Origin of the sequence: Metabacillus litoralis (genome assembly GCF_007994985.1) — a bacterium.
Classification (GTDB): domain Bacteria; phylum Bacillota; class Bacilli; order Bacillales; family Bacillaceae; genus Metabacillus; species Metabacillus litoralis.
In genome coordinates this window covers 756,858-771,617 of the sequence record NZ_VOQF01000001.1, presented here as the reverse complement: position 1 = coordinate 771,617, position 14,760 = coordinate 756,858, and the positions used below count along the sequence as shown (strand labels likewise).

Below are 14,760 nucleotides of genomic sequence, written 5' to 3'. Positions count from 1 at the left end.
AAAGCGAGGTTGGCTTGCAAACGTGTAAAGATGATCGACAAGTGGAGGAGAATGGACGAGAAATTGAATTTGATGGTCGGGAAAAGCGAGTATGGCGTGCAAACATGTAAAGATGATCGACAAATGCGGGAGAAAGGTCGATAAATTGAATTTAATGGTCGAGAAAAACGAGTATGGCGTGAAAACGTATAAAGATGATCGACAAATGCAGGAGAATGGACGATAAATTGAATTTTATGATCGATAAAGTACATTTTATGACTGTAGGAAAGCATGAACATAGATTTAAAAACTAAAGATATTGTAAAGATTGATAAAATAGAAATTTCGATGCTATCTTAACTTGGATAACACTACATAATGAGAAATTAAATATAGAAGAAACTCATTTTTCGCTCTTTACATTTAATTTTTACAGTTAGCTTTACAAAGTGACAAAAAAGGAAAACCAATAAATATGGGAGAAAACTATCTAGACTAAATAATAGAGGAGAGGAAAATACTTGATCATAAAACCATTAGAGGAACCGGTAAAGATACAAAAGCTTGAAGTACTAAAGAAACGTCTATTTCCAACCCATGTAAAATTGAAAGAAATTGAGAAAGAGTTAGCTAAGACTACGGCGGGATATAAAGGTGAAAAATCCCTTTTATATTATTTGAGTTTTCTTCCAGAAGAAGAATATATGATCTTACACGATTTACGACTAACAATAGACAACAGAAATTATTTCCAGATAGATATACTAATTTTATCTCAGTACTTTATTCTGATTTTAGAAGTTAAAAATATTTCTGGGAAAATTACATTTGATGAAACGTACCACCAATTAATTAGACAATTCAATGATGTTGAAGAAGTATTTCCTGATCCTGTTCTGCAAGTTAATCATCAAAAATATCAGTTAATAAGATATTTGAATAAGAAAAAAATCGTAAGTTTACCAATTGAAACGCAGGTAGTTATGACGAACAATTCAGCATTATTAAGAAATCAAAATAATAGTAGGAAATACTTAGATACCATTATGAGAAGTAGTGAGCTTATAACTAAGGTTGAGTATTATAAACAAAAGTATAAAGCTCCAATTTTTACGATAAAGGATCTACGTAAAGTAGCCAAGAGTTTGCTGAAGGGTCATATACCATCTGAATTTAATATTTTTCATCTGTTTGAACTAAATTCAAATGATATATGTAAGGGAGTGTTTTGCACAAATTGCGGTTGTTATCCATTACAAAGAGTAAGGGGTACATGGTATTGTGGTGAATGTAACTTTTCCTCAAGAAATGCCCATTTAGAAACCTTTAATGACTATAAACTATTATTTGGTACTACTATTACGAATAAACAAACAAGAGATTTTCTGCAAATATCTTCACCCTCCACAACTTATAAAATATTAGCTTCTATGAAATTACCTCAAATTGGACATGGTAAATCTACTTCTTACTATTTATTAGGCTCTGTTAAACTTTGTTGTTGATTTCCGTTACAGGCATTCGCTTTCCGCGGGCGGTCCGGGAGCCTCCTCGGCGCTAGCGCCTGTGGGGTCTCCCTATGACACGCTTCTCCCGCAGGAGTCTCATGCCTTTCACTCCAATCAATAAAGTGTTAAAAATCAACATTAAGCTTTAACATAGCGATTTATTAAAACGAAATATATAAAAATCTTTCCAAGCATAGTATATTTTCCCTCCTTCTGGAAAAAATGGGATGTATAAAGAATGGAGGGCTTATGAAATGAAACGAATAATTTCGTGTTTAACACTTATAGCAATGCTTGTCTCTGTTACACCAATGGCTTTAGCCAAAGAAGATACAAAAACTGTTGAGCTTGCAGATAAAGCAAAGTCTGCTGTTTTAATTGAACGAGATACAGGTACGATCTTGTACGATAAAAATAGTGATGAAAAGCTTCCTCCAGCAAGTATGACAAAGATAATGACAATGCTGCTTATTATGGAGGCACTAGATAAAAACCAAATCAAGTGGGATGAAAAAGTTAGAACAAGTGAATATGCTGCTTCAATGGGTGGATCGCAGATATTTTTAGAGCCTGGCGAAGAGATGACAGTTGAAGAAATGCTCAAAGGAATTGCGATTGGATCTGGTAATGATGCATCTGTTGCTATGGCGGAAAAAATCGCAGGATCTGCTGAAGAGTTTGTCAACATGATGAATAAAAAAGTTGAGGAATTGGGGTTGAAAAATACCCAATTCAAAAATCCGACAGGTCTTCCAGAGTCAGATCACTATAGCTCTGCTCATGATATGGCATTAATGGCAAAAGAATTATTAAAGTATGAAGAGATTACAAATTTCACAGGTAAATATGAAGATTATTTAAGAGAAGGTACAGAGGAAAAATTCTGGCTAGTGAATACAAATCGATTAGTTAAATTTTACCCTGGTGTAGACGGAGTTAAAACTGGATTTACGAATGAAGCCAAATATTGTTTAACTGCTACTGCTAAAAAAGATAATATGCGTGTTATTGCAGTTGTGTTTGGAGCAGAAACTCCGAAGGATCGAAATGCACAGGTCACTAAAATGTTAGATTATGCTTTTAGTCAATATCAAACTCACCCACTATTTAAAAAGGATGAAGTATTAACAAAGACAAAGGTGAGTAAAGGTAGTGAAAAAGAAGTAAACCTTATGACATCAGAACCGATTTCAGTTTTAACGAAAAAAGGTGAAAAGGTGGATGATGTAAAGCAAGAGATTGTATTAAAAGAGGGTATACAGGCTCCTGTGAAAAAAGGAGATGAATTAGGTTCTATTCAATTAGTTAAAGAAGACAAGGTCATTGCAGAAAGTAAGATCGTTGCTGAAAAAGATGTAGAAGAAGCTAGTTGGTGGCAATTATTTAAACGTGTAATGGGAAGCTTCACAAAGTCTAGCTAATGTTGACGAATTTACACTAGTTTTGTCATCATGCAGGAAATTAAAAGTTCAATCAAGAAAGACTCTTTATCCAGAAATTAAGGAGGGGTAAAACCTTGAGTCTTGCAATTGAACTTGATGTAAAAAAATCTGTATTATGTATCCGACTCTCAGGTGAGCTTGATCATCATGCGGCTGAAGAACTACGTACGAAGGTTACGGAAATGTTAGCTGCAAATCAATCCAAGCATATTGTATTAAATCTAGAAAATTTAGCGTTCATGGATAGTTCTGGTTTGGGCGTAATTCTAGGTAGATATAAACAAATTAAAGCAATGGGTGGGGAAATGGTCGTTTGTGCTATTTCACCAGCCGTTAAACGTCTATTTGATATGTCGGGTTTATTTAAAATCATTCGTTTAGAAGAAAACGAAATGAAAGCACTCCAGACATTGGGGGTGGCATCATGAGAAATGAAATGAACCTACAATTTTCTGCATTAAGTCAAAATGAATCCTTTGCAAGGGTTACTGTTGCATCTTTTATTGCACAATTAGATCCAACAATGGATGAATTAACAGAAATAAAAACAGTCGTATCTGAAGCGGTTACAAATGCAATTATTCACGGATATGAAAATGATCCCAATGGCATTGTGTATATCTCGGTCACACTAGAGGATGAGGTAATTCATATGACAATTCGTGATGAAGGGATTGGAATATTTGATATCGAGGAAGCTAGACAGCCTTTATATACGACAAAACCAGAGCTCGAAAGATCAGGAATGGGCTTTACAATTATGGAAAACTTTATGGATGAAATTACAGTAGACTCAACGGCTACAAGCGGTACAACAGTTAAGTTAACTAAACACTTATCTAAAAGTAAAGCTTTATGCAATTAAAGGGAGACTTGCTATGGATGTGGAGGTCAAGAACGATCAGACAAATACGCAGTTAAAAGATCATGAAGTCAAGGAATTGATTCGTCGTAGTCAAGAAGGGGACCAAGATGCTCGTGATTTAATTATCCAAAGAAATATGAGACTAGTTTGGTCTGTTGTTCAGCGCTTCTTGAACCGCGGCTATGAACCGGATGACTTATTCCAAATTGGAAGTATCGGATTGTTAAAATCTGTAGATAAATTCGATTTATCTTATGATGTAAGATTTTCAACCTATGCGGTACCAATGATAATTGGGGAAATTCAAAGGTTTATTCGTGATGATGGCACAGTGAAAGTAAGTAGATCATTAAAAGAGCTAGGTAATAAAATTCGTCGTGCAAGAGATGAGTTATCAAAAACAATGGGGAAAGTTCCAACTGTTGCAGAAATTGCAAATTACTTAGAAATTTCCCCAGAGGAAGTTGTTCTCGCGCAAGAAGCAATTAGAGCACCATCATCTATTCATGAAACAGTATATGAAAATGACGGAGATCCTATTACATTATTAGATCAAATTGCAGATAATACAGAAACAAAGTGGTTTGATAAAATCGTATTAAAGGATGCTATCCGTGATTTAGATGAACGAGAAAGGCTTATCGTTTTTCTCAGATATTATAAGGATCAGACTCAATCTGAGGTTGCAGATCGTTTAGGTATTTCTCAAGTTCAAGTATCAAGACTTGAGAAAAAGATTTTGCAACAAATGAAAGATAGAATGAATCAATAAAAAACAAAGAGAGGCTGACTTACAATGTGTATCATACACTTGTAAGTCAGTCTCTTTTTGTTTCTGGATCAATGGTAATTAATGGACTTACTTAAAGCTTTGTATGATTAAAATTAAGCCAATGCATACTACAGATACAAACAAATTAATTTAGACTGCTTTATATTGTTATTTTTGTGCTTTTAATTTAATCGATAGGAAGTGATTCTTGGTGGAAAAGACGGTTTATTTAAGACTTCGTCATCGCATTCAAGTACATCCTAACGATGTTATTTCAATTGACAAGATTGCTCTTATTGTCGGTGAAAAGGAGTTGACCGAAAAGCTTAGAGAAATTAAGTTACACCAAATTCATCCGAATGATAAAAATATGGTGGTAATAGATGTGATGCATGTACTAAAAGCAATACATAAGTTTGACCACCAACTAGATGTTCAAATAATTGGGTCAACTCAAACAATTGTAGAAATTTTATATGAAAAAAAGAAGGTTTCACCACTTTTATTTGGAGCTGTATGGCTTTTGCTCTTTATTGGAGCTGGTCTTGCAATCATGAATTTTCATGAAGATGTAAGCATGCAGGAAGTTCATCAACGAATTTATAAAATTGTGACGGGAAAGAAAAATGATCAGCCACTAATTTTGCAAATTCCATACTCTATAGGATTGGGATTAGGTATGGTGTTATTTTTTAATCATTTATTCAAAAAGAGAATCAACGAAGAACCAAGTCCCTTAGAAGTTGAGATCTTTAATTATCAGTTAGATTTAGATCAGTATGTTGCAATGAATGAAAACAAGGAGAATTTAAATAGTGTTGATGACGATCTTAAGTAACATTATTTTAATGATCGTTGGCCTATCAGGGGGACTTGTTGTAGGTTCTGGTTTTGTTGCATTTTTAGCTGTGTTAGGAATTATTCCAAGACTCACTCAACTGACAAAAACATATCGTTTGATCCACGTTTATGAATGGGCAATCATATTAGGTGCAGTTATCGTAGGTTGGATGAGTTTAAGAAACACAGAGCTTTTCCAATCAGAATTATGGCTTATTCCAATTGGACTTTTATGTGGTGTTTTTATCGGAATGCTGGCTGCAGCACTTACAGAAGTATTAAATGTTTTTCCGATTTTAGCTAAACGTATAGGATTCGGAGAAAAAATCATCATATTACTAATGGCTATCGTACTTGGGAAGATAGTTGGGTCTTTATTCCATTGGATTTATTTTGTTAATCAGTAAGGGAGGTAATAAAATGGCGAAATCAAAAATGAAGGATGACTATAAAAATCAAATCAAGGATTTTCAACCAAAACCACCTTATTTCTTGAATTGCCTTAAGGCATTTTTAATTGGTGGGTTTATTTGTATGGTCGGTCAAGGAATACAAAACTTTTATATTGAAGTATTTAACTTCTCTGAAAAAGATGCAGGAAATCCAACTGCTGCTACGTTAATTCTTCTTTCAGCTATTCTGACCGGATTAGGGATTTACGACAAATTAGGTCAGTTTGCAGGTGCTGGTTCAGCGGTTCCTATTACGGGATTTGCTAATTCCATGACAAGTGCAGCTATGGAACATAGAAGTGAAGGAATTGTTCTTGGAGTTGCTACAAATATGTTTAAACTTGCAGGAAGTGTCATTGTATTTGGAGTTGTAGCAGCTTATGTTGTAGGAATTATTCGTTATTTATATGGACTAGCATTTTAGTGTGAGGAGGAATCAGCATGAAATTAACAGGGAAACAAACATGGCAATTTGAAAATCCATTGTTCGTTCATTCTAGTGGTACAGCTGTAGGACCAAAAGAAGCTGAAGGACCCCTGGGTCAGCTTTTTGATATCAAGCATAAAGAGCTACATTGTGGTGAGGATAATTGGGAATTAGCGGAAAGAAGATTAATGGAACAAGCTATTGAGCAATGTTTGAAAAAGGGGAACAAGACTTCAGATGATGTAGACCTTTTTCTTGCCGGAGATCTCTTAAACCAAAATGTAACATCTAACTATGTTGCAAGACATTTACAAGTTCCATTTTTATGCATGTTTGGTGCTTGTTCAACATCAATGGAAACCGTTGCCCTTGGATCTGCATTAGTTGACGGTGGATTTGCTAATACTGTATTAGCGGCAACAAGTAGCCATAATGCTACAGCTGAAAGACAGTTTCGTTTTCCTACAGAATATGGAGGTCAAAAGCCAGATACAGCAACCTTTACAGTTTCGGGTTCAGGTGCAGTTCTTATTAACAAAGAAGTTAGTAATATAAAAATTACATCTGCAACAATAGGTCAAGTAGCAGATCTAGGTATTGCAGATCCTTTTGATATGGGATCTGCTATGGCACCAGCTGCAGCTGATACAATCACACAGCATTTAAAGGATTTAAATCGTACACCAGACGATTATGACATGATCATAACGGGAGACTTATCAGGTATTGGTAGTCCGATTGTTAAGGAATTATTGAAGCAAGAAGGATACGACGTTCATAACAAACATAATGATTGTGGATTAATGATTTACCGACCTGATCAAAAGGTATTTGCTGGAGGTAGTGGCTGTGCATGTTCCGCTGTTGTCACTTATTCTCATATCTTTAATGAGTTGCAAAGCGGTAATCTTACAAGAGTGTTAGTTGTTGCAACAGGTGCTCTTCTAAGTCCAACAATGGTACAGCAGAAAGAAACAATTCCTACTATTGCTCATGGAGTAGTATTTGAAAGAACAGATAGAGGAGCTGATAGCTGATGGAATATTTATTAGCTTTTGTAGTTGGAGGAGCAATTTGTGTAATAGGTCAATTACTCTTAGATATATTTAAACTAACTCCTGCACATGTTATGAGTTCCTTTGTTGTAACTGGAGCCATTTTAGATGGCTTTGGTCTTTATGATAAATTGATTGAATTTGCTGGTGCAGGAGCAACAGTTCCAATAACAAGCTTCGGTCATTCTCTTTTGCATGGAGCAATGGAACAAGCTAATGAACATGGTTTTATTGGAATTGGTATTGGAATTTTCGAATTAACTTCTGCAGGTATCTCTTCAGCAATTTTATTTGCTTTTATAATGGCTATTATTTTTAAGCCGAAAGGATAGGATAAACATTGACAAAAAAAAGAAGGGTCATTCTAGTAACAGATGGTGATGAGTATGCTGCCCGAACAATTCAGCATGTAGCGGCTAATATAGGTGGAAGAGCAATATCACAATCACAGGGAAATCCAACTACATTAACAGGATCACAAATTGTTCAGCTCATCCTCAAAGCCAAAAATGATCCTGTTTTTGTAATGTTTGATGATTGTGGCTTGCTTGGGGAAGGAGCTGGCGAAATAGCTTTAAAGTATGTGGCAGAGCACTCCGAGATTGAGGTGTTAGGAATAATTGCAGTTGCTTCAAAGACTCACCAAACAGAGTGGGCTAAAGTAGATGTCAGTATAGATCGGTTTGGAGAATTAACAGAGTACGGAGTAGATAAAAGTGGATTAAAAGACCTTGAATTAGGAAGGATAAGCGGTGACACAGTTTATTGTCTAGATCAACTGAATGTTCCTATTATTGTCGGAATAGGAGATATTGGGAAAATGGCGAGAAAAGATAGTGTGAAAAATGGATGTCCAATTACATTAAAAGCTGTTGAATTAATTTTAGAAAGGAGCGGATATCATGACAACCAAAAATAAATACCCCATTTCAGGTAATTTAGCTGAGAATGAGAAATTTTTTAAAGAGCATGTTGGATTAAATACTAGTTTTGATTTGGGTATAAGAAAGTTATATATTATGGACTATCAAGTAAATATGTATTTTTTAAATGGTTTATGTGATACAGCCTACATTGTGCAAATTTTAAACAAAATAACAGCTATCAGTGATGATGAAGTTGATCATGTCAAGTTCAAGGAAATTTTAGAAAATCGTATTGTCAATCAATCAGTAGAGAAAATTAGAACATTGGATGAAGTAGTTGATCAATTACTTTCTGGTTTAATTGTCTTTCTGATTGAAGGTAGTGATTATGGGATAGTTGTGGATGTTAGAAGCTATCCGGGAAGACAGCCACAGGAACCAGATACAGAAAAAATCGTTCGTGGTGCTAGAGATGGTTTTGTTGAAAATATAATCGTAAACACAGGGCTAATTAGACGAAGAATAAGAGATGAACGATTACGATATGAAATGTTAAAAGTAGGAGAGCGCTCGAAAACAGATGTTTGTGTTGCTTATGTAAAAGATGTTGCGAATCCTGAATTAATTAAAATTATAAAAAAAGAATTAGAAGCTATTGAAATTGATGGTATAACAATGGCGGATAAATCTGTCGAAGAATTTTTAGTGAAGCAGGGATTCAATCCATACCCTCTAGTACGCTATACTGAGAGACCAGATGTAGCTGCGAATCATTTATTAGAAGGTCATGTTTTAATTATGGTCGACACATCACCGAGTGTGATTATAACACCAACAACAATGTTTCATCACGTGCAGCATGCTGAGGAATATCGCCAAGCACCAGCTGTGGGAACATTACTAAGGTGGGTACGTTTTTTAGGTATTATCGCATCCATATTTCTTCTGCCGTTATGGTTTTTATACGTATCAGAGCCATCATTGCTACCAAAGGAAATAGCGTTTATAGGACCAAATGAGGAGAAGAATATACCAATTGTTATTCAAATATTTCTCGCCGATTTTGGTATTGAATTTTTAAGGATGGCAGCCATACACACGCCAACCTCTCTATCAACTGCAATGGGATTAATTGCTGCTGCATTAATTGGACAAATAGCTATTGATGTTGGTCTTTTCGTACCTGAAGTTATTTTATATGTAGCAGTTGCTGCAATCGGAACATTCGCGACACCAAGCTATGAGCTTAGTGGAGCAAATAAAATAGCAAGATTACTGCTGCTAACTTCTGTTGCAGCGTTTCAATTAGAAGGATTTGTAGTTGGTAGTACAGTTTTTGTTTTACTTCTCGCGAGTATCAGATCATTAAACACTCCTTACTTATGGCCATTTCTACCTTTTAATGCTAAGGCATTGTGGCAGATCATCATCCGTACATCTGTACCAGGTGCTAAGCTAAGACCAAGCATTGTACATCCCCAAAATATAAAAAAACAGTCGAATTAGGTAAAGTGACATTGAAAGAACCCCTCTTTTATGATATTGTATCTTTAATTTAATGTTGATTCGCTTTTATAACAGACAGTTAATGCCACTGGTGTTAACTGTCTTTTTCCTTAAGGTTAGCAAACAGCACTGTATAAAAAAGTATAGTGGCATCTTTTCTTGTGATAATAGAACCTTACATTTGTTAATAGCACTTTTTTAACATGTTATTGGGTCGATTATTAATAACAATCCTTCAGAAAAGTTACAAATAAGAACGAAACTTGTTTGATAGATGTTAAAAATTAACGAGATGAAAACATGTTACTTTAGATCTTTGAAAGAGCCTAGTTGTAGAAAGAGGGGAAGCAAGTTGTTCTTACATGGTACTAGTAGAATTAATGAAAACGGTCATTTGGAGATAGGTGGAGTAGATACTGTAAATCTAGCGAGTAAATATGGAACACCACTTTATATTTATGATGTTGCTTTAATAAGAGAACGTGCCCGGAGTTTTAAAGAAGCCTTTGAAAAAATGAATGTCCGTGCACAGGTGGCATATGCAAGTAAAGCATTTTCTTCAATTGCTATGTTTCAGTTAATTGATGAAGAAGGTTTATCTTTAGATGTAGTTTCAGGTGGCGAGCTATATACAGCGATTGCTTCTGGCTTTCCAGCTTCAAGAATCCATTTACACGGTAATAACAAAAGTAGAGCTGAACTAAAAATGGCTTTAGAGCAAAAAGTTGGTTGTATTGTTGTTGATAACTTCTATGAAATCGAATTATTAGCAGAGCTTACAAAAGAGTATTCCACAAAAGTTCCAGTACTGTTACGTGTAACACCAGGTGTTGAAGCACATACTCATGATTATATTACAACTGGTCAAGAAGACTCGAAATTTGGTTTTGGTTTGTTAAATGGACAAATAGAGCAAGCGATTGATCGAGTACTGAAAATTGAGGGGATTCATTTATTAGGTATACATTGTCATATTGGCTCTCAAATATTTGATACTGCAGGTTTTGTGCTTGCTGCAGAACGTGTTTTTGCAAAAATTGAAGAATGGAAAAGTGAATTTTCATTCATCCCAGAGGTTGTCAATTTAGGTGGAGGCTTTGGGATTAGATATACCGAGGAAGATGAACCACTTCCAGCAACATATTATGTTGAACAAATTGTAGAAGCAGTAAAGAAACAAGTAAGTGAAATGGGTATTAAAATGCCAGAAATCTGGATTGAACCAGGGCGTTCACTAGTAGGAGATGCGGGAACTACTCTGTATACAATCGGATCACAAAAAACAGTACCTAATATAAGAGAATATGTTGCAATTGATGGAGGAATGAGTGATAATATTCGTCCAGCACTATATCAAGCAAAATACGAGGCCGTACTAGCGAACCGTGTAAACGAAAAACATGAACAACCTGTTTCAATAGCAGGTAAGTGCTGTGAAAGTGGAGATATGTTAATTTGGGACCTACCTTTGCCAGAAGTGAACCCTAATGACATTCTTGCTGTATTTTGTACGGGAGCATATGGCTACTCGATGGCAAATAATTACAACAGAATTCCTCGCCCTGCAGTTGTATTCGTTGAAAATGGAGAAGAACAGCTTGTTATCAAAAGGGAAAGCTTTGAAGATCTTATAGTGAATGATTTGCCGCTTAAATCGAAAGTTATTCAAAATTAAGTTGTAAACTAATATAAGCAGCTCAGTTTAAGAGAATACACTTGAACTCAAGTGCAAAAGAACCTGTAGATGAATCTGCAGGTTCTTTTGTGTTGACTTTGTTAGATTTGAAGTTATTAAATAGATTGGCTCTGTTAAACTTTGTTGTTGATTTCCGTTACAGGCATTCGCTTTCCGCGGGCGGTCCGGGAGCCTCCTCGTAAGCTGCGCGCCTGTGGGGTCTCCCTTTGACACGCTTCTCCCGCAGGAGTCTCATGCCTTTCACTCCAATCAACAATGTGCTAAAAATCAACATTAACCTTTAACATAGCCAATAGATTTGTAAAAGTATTTAGCTCTTAAGCTGCATTTTGTTCACTGTTTGTAAAGATTGAAATGATAGCATCCCATAATGCGATAAAGAATTCTTTCACTTGCTGTAAAAATGTTTGACCTTCCTCAGAATTTAAGAAATTTGAAATCTGATCTTTTGCTTGGTCAAGCTGCTGACCAACTTGATTCCAGTCAATATTTAGTTCTTTCATTTTATTAAATAGATTAATTAAATTGTTTATATCTTCTTCAGTTAATGTGATACCAAGTTCATTTGCTGCATTTTCAATAAGAGCTCGCAAATCCGCCTCTGTTTCAGGTACACCATTCTTAGCGATTTCGTCTTTGATCTTAGCCATTAATGCTGCTGCATTTTCAGCTCCAACTTCATCACCAAGCTTAGCGGTCGTTACTAACTCTTCATTTGCTACTTGTTTTACATCTTCTGGAATGACTTCATCTGATGAAATTTCATAGGCCTTAATTAAACCTGTTAATGCAGCGGTTCCAGATACTTCAAAAGGTGCTGTTACATAGATTGATGCGTCCTTTAAACCGGCAGTCATGAGAGCATTTAAATACATTTCATCAGTTACCCAGTTTATATTTTTAGTAGAGACCTCAAGACCAGATCCAGCTTTTTCAATTGTGATACTAGTTGAAGAAATTGCTTTTGTTCCTATTGTAGCTTTAGGAATATAATTCCCTAAATATTGATGTTCTTCCTTATTAGATACTGTGATGATTTGATCTTCTCCAGTTGCATTCATTTCGTTTAAAAGAGCTTGTTTTTGCTGTTCAGATAAATTTTCTCCAAGTGTAATAATCATATCTCCGACAACTGCATCTGCAAAACTTAAAGATGGAAAAGCAAACAAAAGAATAGCCATTAAGGTTAGGATAATTTTTTTCAAGTGAAATACCTCCGTGTTTTTCCAAAACTAATTCTATCACATCTATTATAGTGCTTTTTATCAATAGTCAATACCCTATTTTTGTTAAGAAGTGTAAAAGAACATGATTTTTAAAATCTTTTTATGTTTTATAGGCTGATCTATTTGGTGTTTACAACTTAGTTATAGTAGAATAGATAGGTGTTCATGTCTATTAGACGTATAATACTTATTGGAGGTTTCATACATATGAAAAAAGCGCAAATTACAATGGAAAATGGAGATACAATTGGTATTGAGTTATATCCAAACGAAGCACCTGGAACTGTTGCAAATTTTGAGAAATTAGCAAATGAAGGATATTACAACGGTTTAACGTTTCACCGTGTTATCCCTGGCTTTGTAGCTCAAGGTGGATGCCCTAACGGCACAGGAACAGGTGGACCTGGATATACAATCAAATGTGAAACACAAGGAAATCCTCATAAACATGAGGCTGGATCACTTTCAATGGCACATGCAGGAAAAGACACAGGTGGTAGCCAATTCTTCATCGTACATGAGCCACAACCACATTTAAATGGTGTTCACACTGTTTTTGGAAAAGTAACAGATAATTTAGATGCCATTTATAACATCAAACCAAATGATGTTATGAAAGAAGTAAAAATCTCAGAAGAATAAGCGTGAAAAAGCTGTACCTTATTAGGTACAGCTTTTTAGCTTTTTTGTAGAAATTCTATGAAAAACCGAATCAGTTCATTTCAATCAGTTATGAGAAACAAAGCAGATTGAAAAAATATTTAAATTATAAGCTCTTAATTATTGCATGTAGGTCATTATACAGATAAAATAAATTATAGTTATTCTCTAAAGCAACAAATTAACGACTAGAGCTTGAGCAGAACTATTGGTTGTATTACAAGTAACTTACAATTTCATATTTCGTTTTATACATTCTTCGGGGCAGGGTGAAATTCCCTACCGGCGGTGATGAGTTACAATATAGTAACTTCTAAGTCCGTGACCCGTTAACAACAAGTTAGCGGTGGATCTAGTGAAACTCTAGGGCCGACAGTTAAAGTCTGGATGGGAGAAGAATTGCGCAATTTTTTGCGGTGTATTGAATTTCTTTTTGTGTTTAACTGTGTTCATTAAGTACAGGGATATCCGCTCCATAGGGAGAAGTGATAATAACTTTAACTTGAATGTAACGAGTTTTTACAACACTTTTCAAAAAAAGGATTACAATACTCTTATTTGACATACTCAAATATCAATTACTTAACTATTTAAGCCCTAAGTCTATGACTTCGGGCTTTTTTACTTTGTGTCTTTTTAAGCAGGTAAAACATAAGTGGTTTATTTGTTACTTTACATGTATACCACCCATGAATAGTCCTAAATACTTTATGTAAACGATAATATGGCAAAAATTCAGGAGAGGTATAATTTAGACTCAGCATATTGTAAAGTGAGGGATTTATTTGTTTACAGGAATTATTGAAGAAATAGGATCAATAAAAAAACTACAAAGCTCTAAAGAAGCGATTGTATTTTCAATTGAAGCGACAAAAATTTTACAAGATATAAAATTAGGAGACAGTATTGCGGTTAATGGTGTTTGTTTAACAGTAACTGAATATAATGAATCCTCATTTTCAGTTGATGTAATGCCGGAAACAGTTAAAAGTACTTCTTTGTCACAATTAAAGCAAGGATCAAAAGTGAATTTAGAAAGAGCAATGGCAGCTAATGGTAGGTTTGGTGGTCATTTTGTATCAGGACATGTTGATGGAACAGCTCAAATAATAAAAAAACAAAGATTCTCAAATGCTGTTTATTATGATTTGAAAATTTCAGAGCATTTAACAGATACACTCATTCATAAAGGATCTATTACAATCGATGGTATTAGCTTAACAATCTTCGGGCTAGAAAAAGAAAAAGTGACGATTTCAATTATCCCTCACACATTGAGTGAAACAATATTAGGATCAAAGGATGTAGGGGATATTGTAAATATTGAGTGTGATATGGTGGGTAAGTATATTAGGAAGTTCGTCAACCAACAAATAACTCCAAAAAACTCTTCACTAAGCAAATCGTTTTTAGAAGAAAATGGATATGCTTAATTAGAATGTAAACTTAATTTGATAGGGGGT

General features: G+C 34.9%; 17 protein-coding genes and 1 riboswitch. Of the genes, 16 read left to right on the top strand and 1 reads right to left on the bottom strand.

The window, feature by feature from the left end:
- Nucleotides 1-91: 91 nt before the first annotated feature.
- The 14 genes from FS935_RS24150 to lysA all read left to right on the top strand — a co-directional run bounded on the left by FS935_RS24150 (nucleotide 92) and on the right by lysA (nucleotide 11,390).
- Nucleotides 92-226 (top strand): hypothetical protein, encoded by a 135-nt coding sequence (locus FS935_RS24150; protein WP_275669558.1) that lies wholly within the window; start codon nucleotides 92-94, stop codon nucleotides 224-226.
- Between the two features lie 277 nt (nucleotides 227-503).
- A complete protein-coding gene (locus FS935_RS03995) occupies nucleotides 504-1,487 on the top strand; it encodes a nuclease-related domain-containing protein (protein ID WP_146946217.1) in 984 nt (327 codons plus the stop codon).
- A 257-nt stretch (nucleotides 1,488-1,744) separates the two neighbouring features.
- On the top strand, nucleotides 1,745-2,911 hold the full coding sequence (locus tag FS935_RS03990) for a D-alanyl-D-alanine carboxypeptidase family protein (RefSeq protein ID WP_146946216.1): 1,167 nt from the start codon (nucleotides 1,745-1,747) through the stop codon (nucleotides 2,909-2,911).
- Between the two features lie 95 nt (nucleotides 2,912-3,006).
- The gene (gene spoIIAA, locus FS935_RS03985) at nucleotides 3,007-3,360 is read left to right on the top strand and encodes an anti-sigma F factor antagonist (RefSeq protein ID WP_146946215.1); all 354 of its coding nucleotides are present in this window, start codon (nucleotides 3,007-3,009) and stop codon (nucleotides 3,358-3,360) included.
- On the top strand, nucleotides 3,357-3,797 hold the full coding sequence (spoIIAB, locus tag FS935_RS03980; RefSeq protein ID WP_146946214.1) for an anti-sigma F factor: 441 nt from the start codon (nucleotides 3,357-3,359) through the stop codon (nucleotides 3,795-3,797). The genes spoIIAA and spoIIAB overlap by 4 nt, the downstream gene beginning before the upstream one ends.
- A 13-nt stretch (nucleotides 3,798-3,810) precedes the next feature.
- Entirely contained in the window at nucleotides 3,811-4,569 is a 759-nt protein-coding gene (gene sigF / locus FS935_RS03975) for an RNA polymerase sporulation sigma factor SigF (RefSeq protein ID WP_146946213.1), read from the top strand.
- 211 nt (nucleotides 4,570-4,780) lie between these two features.
- Nucleotides 4,781-5,407, top strand: coding sequence for a stage V sporulation protein AA (locus FS935_RS03970; RefSeq protein WP_146946212.1), 627 nt, complete (start codon nucleotides 4,781-4,783; stop codon nucleotides 5,405-5,407).
- On the top strand, nucleotides 5,391-5,816 hold the full coding sequence (locus FS935_RS03965; RefSeq protein ID WP_146946211.1) for a stage V sporulation protein AB: 426 nt from the start codon (nucleotides 5,391-5,393) through the stop codon (nucleotides 5,814-5,816). Before FS935_RS03970 ends, FS935_RS03965 begins: the two co-directional genes overlap by 17 nt.
- A 13-nt stretch (nucleotides 5,817-5,829) precedes the next feature.
- Complete coding sequence (gene spoVAC, locus FS935_RS03960; RefSeq protein WP_146946210.1) at nucleotides 5,830-6,285, top strand: stage V sporulation protein AC; 456 nt, start codon at nucleotides 5,830-5,832, stop codon at nucleotides 6,283-6,285.
- 17 nt (nucleotides 6,286-6,302) lie between these two features.
- The gene (spoVAD, locus tag FS935_RS03955; RefSeq protein WP_146946209.1) at nucleotides 6,303-7,325 is read left to right on the top strand and encodes a stage V sporulation protein AD; all 1,023 of its coding nucleotides are present in this window, start codon (nucleotides 6,303-6,305) and stop codon (nucleotides 7,323-7,325) included.
- Entirely contained in the window at nucleotides 7,325-7,675 is a 351-nt protein-coding gene (gene spoVAE, locus FS935_RS03950) for a stage V sporulation protein AE (RefSeq protein WP_146946208.1), read from the top strand. Before spoVAD ends, spoVAE begins: the two co-directional genes overlap by 1 nt.
- Nucleotides 7,676-7,683: 8 nt before the next feature.
- Nucleotides 7,684-8,262: a stage V sporulation protein SpoVABEA gene (spoVAEA, locus tag FS935_RS03945; protein ID WP_146946207.1), complete on the top strand. Its 579-nt coding sequence runs from the start codon at nucleotides 7,684-7,686 to the stop codon at nucleotides 8,260-8,262.
- Entirely contained in the window at nucleotides 8,246-9,715 is a 1,470-nt protein-coding gene (locus tag FS935_RS03940) for a spore germination protein (RefSeq protein ID WP_146946206.1), read from the top strand. The genes spoVAEA and FS935_RS03940 overlap by 17 nt, the downstream gene beginning before the upstream one ends.
- A 352-nt stretch (nucleotides 9,716-10,067) precedes the next feature.
- Nucleotides 10,068-11,390: a diaminopimelate decarboxylase gene (gene lysA, locus FS935_RS03935; RefSeq protein ID WP_146946205.1), complete on the top strand. Its 1,323-nt coding sequence runs from the start codon at nucleotides 10,068-10,070 to the stop codon at nucleotides 11,388-11,390.
- 338 nt (nucleotides 11,391-11,728) lie between these two features.
- Here lysA and FS935_RS03930 read toward each other — a convergent pair whose 3' ends face one another.
- On the bottom strand, nucleotides 11,729-12,616 hold the full coding sequence (locus tag FS935_RS03930; RefSeq protein WP_193559343.1) for a DUF1002 domain-containing protein: 888 nt from the start codon (nucleotides 12,614-12,616) through the stop codon (nucleotides 11,729-11,731).
- A 228-nt stretch (nucleotides 12,617-12,844) separates the two neighbouring features.
- On the opposite strand from FS935_RS03930, the gene FS935_RS03925 reads away from it, so the two are divergent.
- Both FS935_RS03925 and ribE read left to right on the top strand, forming a co-directional pair.
- Nucleotides 12,845-13,279 (top strand): peptidylprolyl isomerase, encoded by a 435-nt coding sequence (locus FS935_RS03925; protein ID WP_146946204.1) that lies wholly within the window; start codon nucleotides 12,845-12,847, stop codon nucleotides 13,277-13,279.
- A gap of 269 nt (nucleotides 13,280-13,548) precedes the next feature.
- A riboswitch (FMN riboswitch) is annotated at nucleotides 13,549-13,700 on the top strand.
- Nucleotides 13,701-14,082: 382 nt separating this feature from the next.
- Complete coding sequence (gene ribE / locus FS935_RS03920) at nucleotides 14,083-14,730, top strand: riboflavin synthase (RefSeq protein ID WP_146946203.1); 648 nt, start codon at nucleotides 14,083-14,085, stop codon at nucleotides 14,728-14,730.
- Nucleotides 14,731-14,760 lie beyond the last annotated feature (30 nt).

Coding starts and splice junctions, on each gene's coding strand:
- FS935_RS24150 (WP_275669558.1), top strand. CDS start 92: ATGGCGTGCAAACATGTAAAGATGATCGACAAATGCGGGAGAAAGGTC.
- FS935_RS03990 (WP_146946216.1), top strand. CDS start 1,745: ATGAAACGAATAATTTCGTGTTTAACACTTATAGCAATGCTTGTCTCT.
- spoIIAB (WP_146946214.1), top strand. CDS start 3,357: ATGAGAAATGAAATGAACCTACAATTTTCTGCATTAAGTCAAAATGAA.
- sigF (WP_146946213.1), top strand. CDS start 3,811: ATGGATGTGGAGGTCAAGAACGATCAGACAAATACGCAGTTAAAAGAT.
- FS935_RS03965 (WP_146946211.1), top strand. CDS start 5,391: ATGACGATCTTAAGTAACATTATTTTAATGATCGTTGGCCTATCAGGG.
- spoVAC (WP_146946210.1), top strand. CDS start 5,830: ATGGCGAAATCAAAAATGAAGGATGACTATAAAAATCAAATCAAGGAT.
- spoVAD (WP_146946209.1), top strand. CDS start 6,303: ATGAAATTAACAGGGAAACAAACATGGCAATTTGAAAATCCATTGTTC.
- spoVAE (WP_146946208.1), top strand. CDS start 7,325: ATGGAATATTTATTAGCTTTTGTAGTTGGAGGAGCAATTTGTGTAATA.
- FS935_RS03940 (WP_146946206.1), top strand. CDS start 8,246: ATGACAACCAAAAATAAATACCCCATTTCAGGTAATTTAGCTGAGAAT.
- FS935_RS03925 (WP_146946204.1), top strand. CDS start 12,845: ATGAAAAAAGCGCAAATTACAATGGAAAATGGAGATACAATTGGTATT.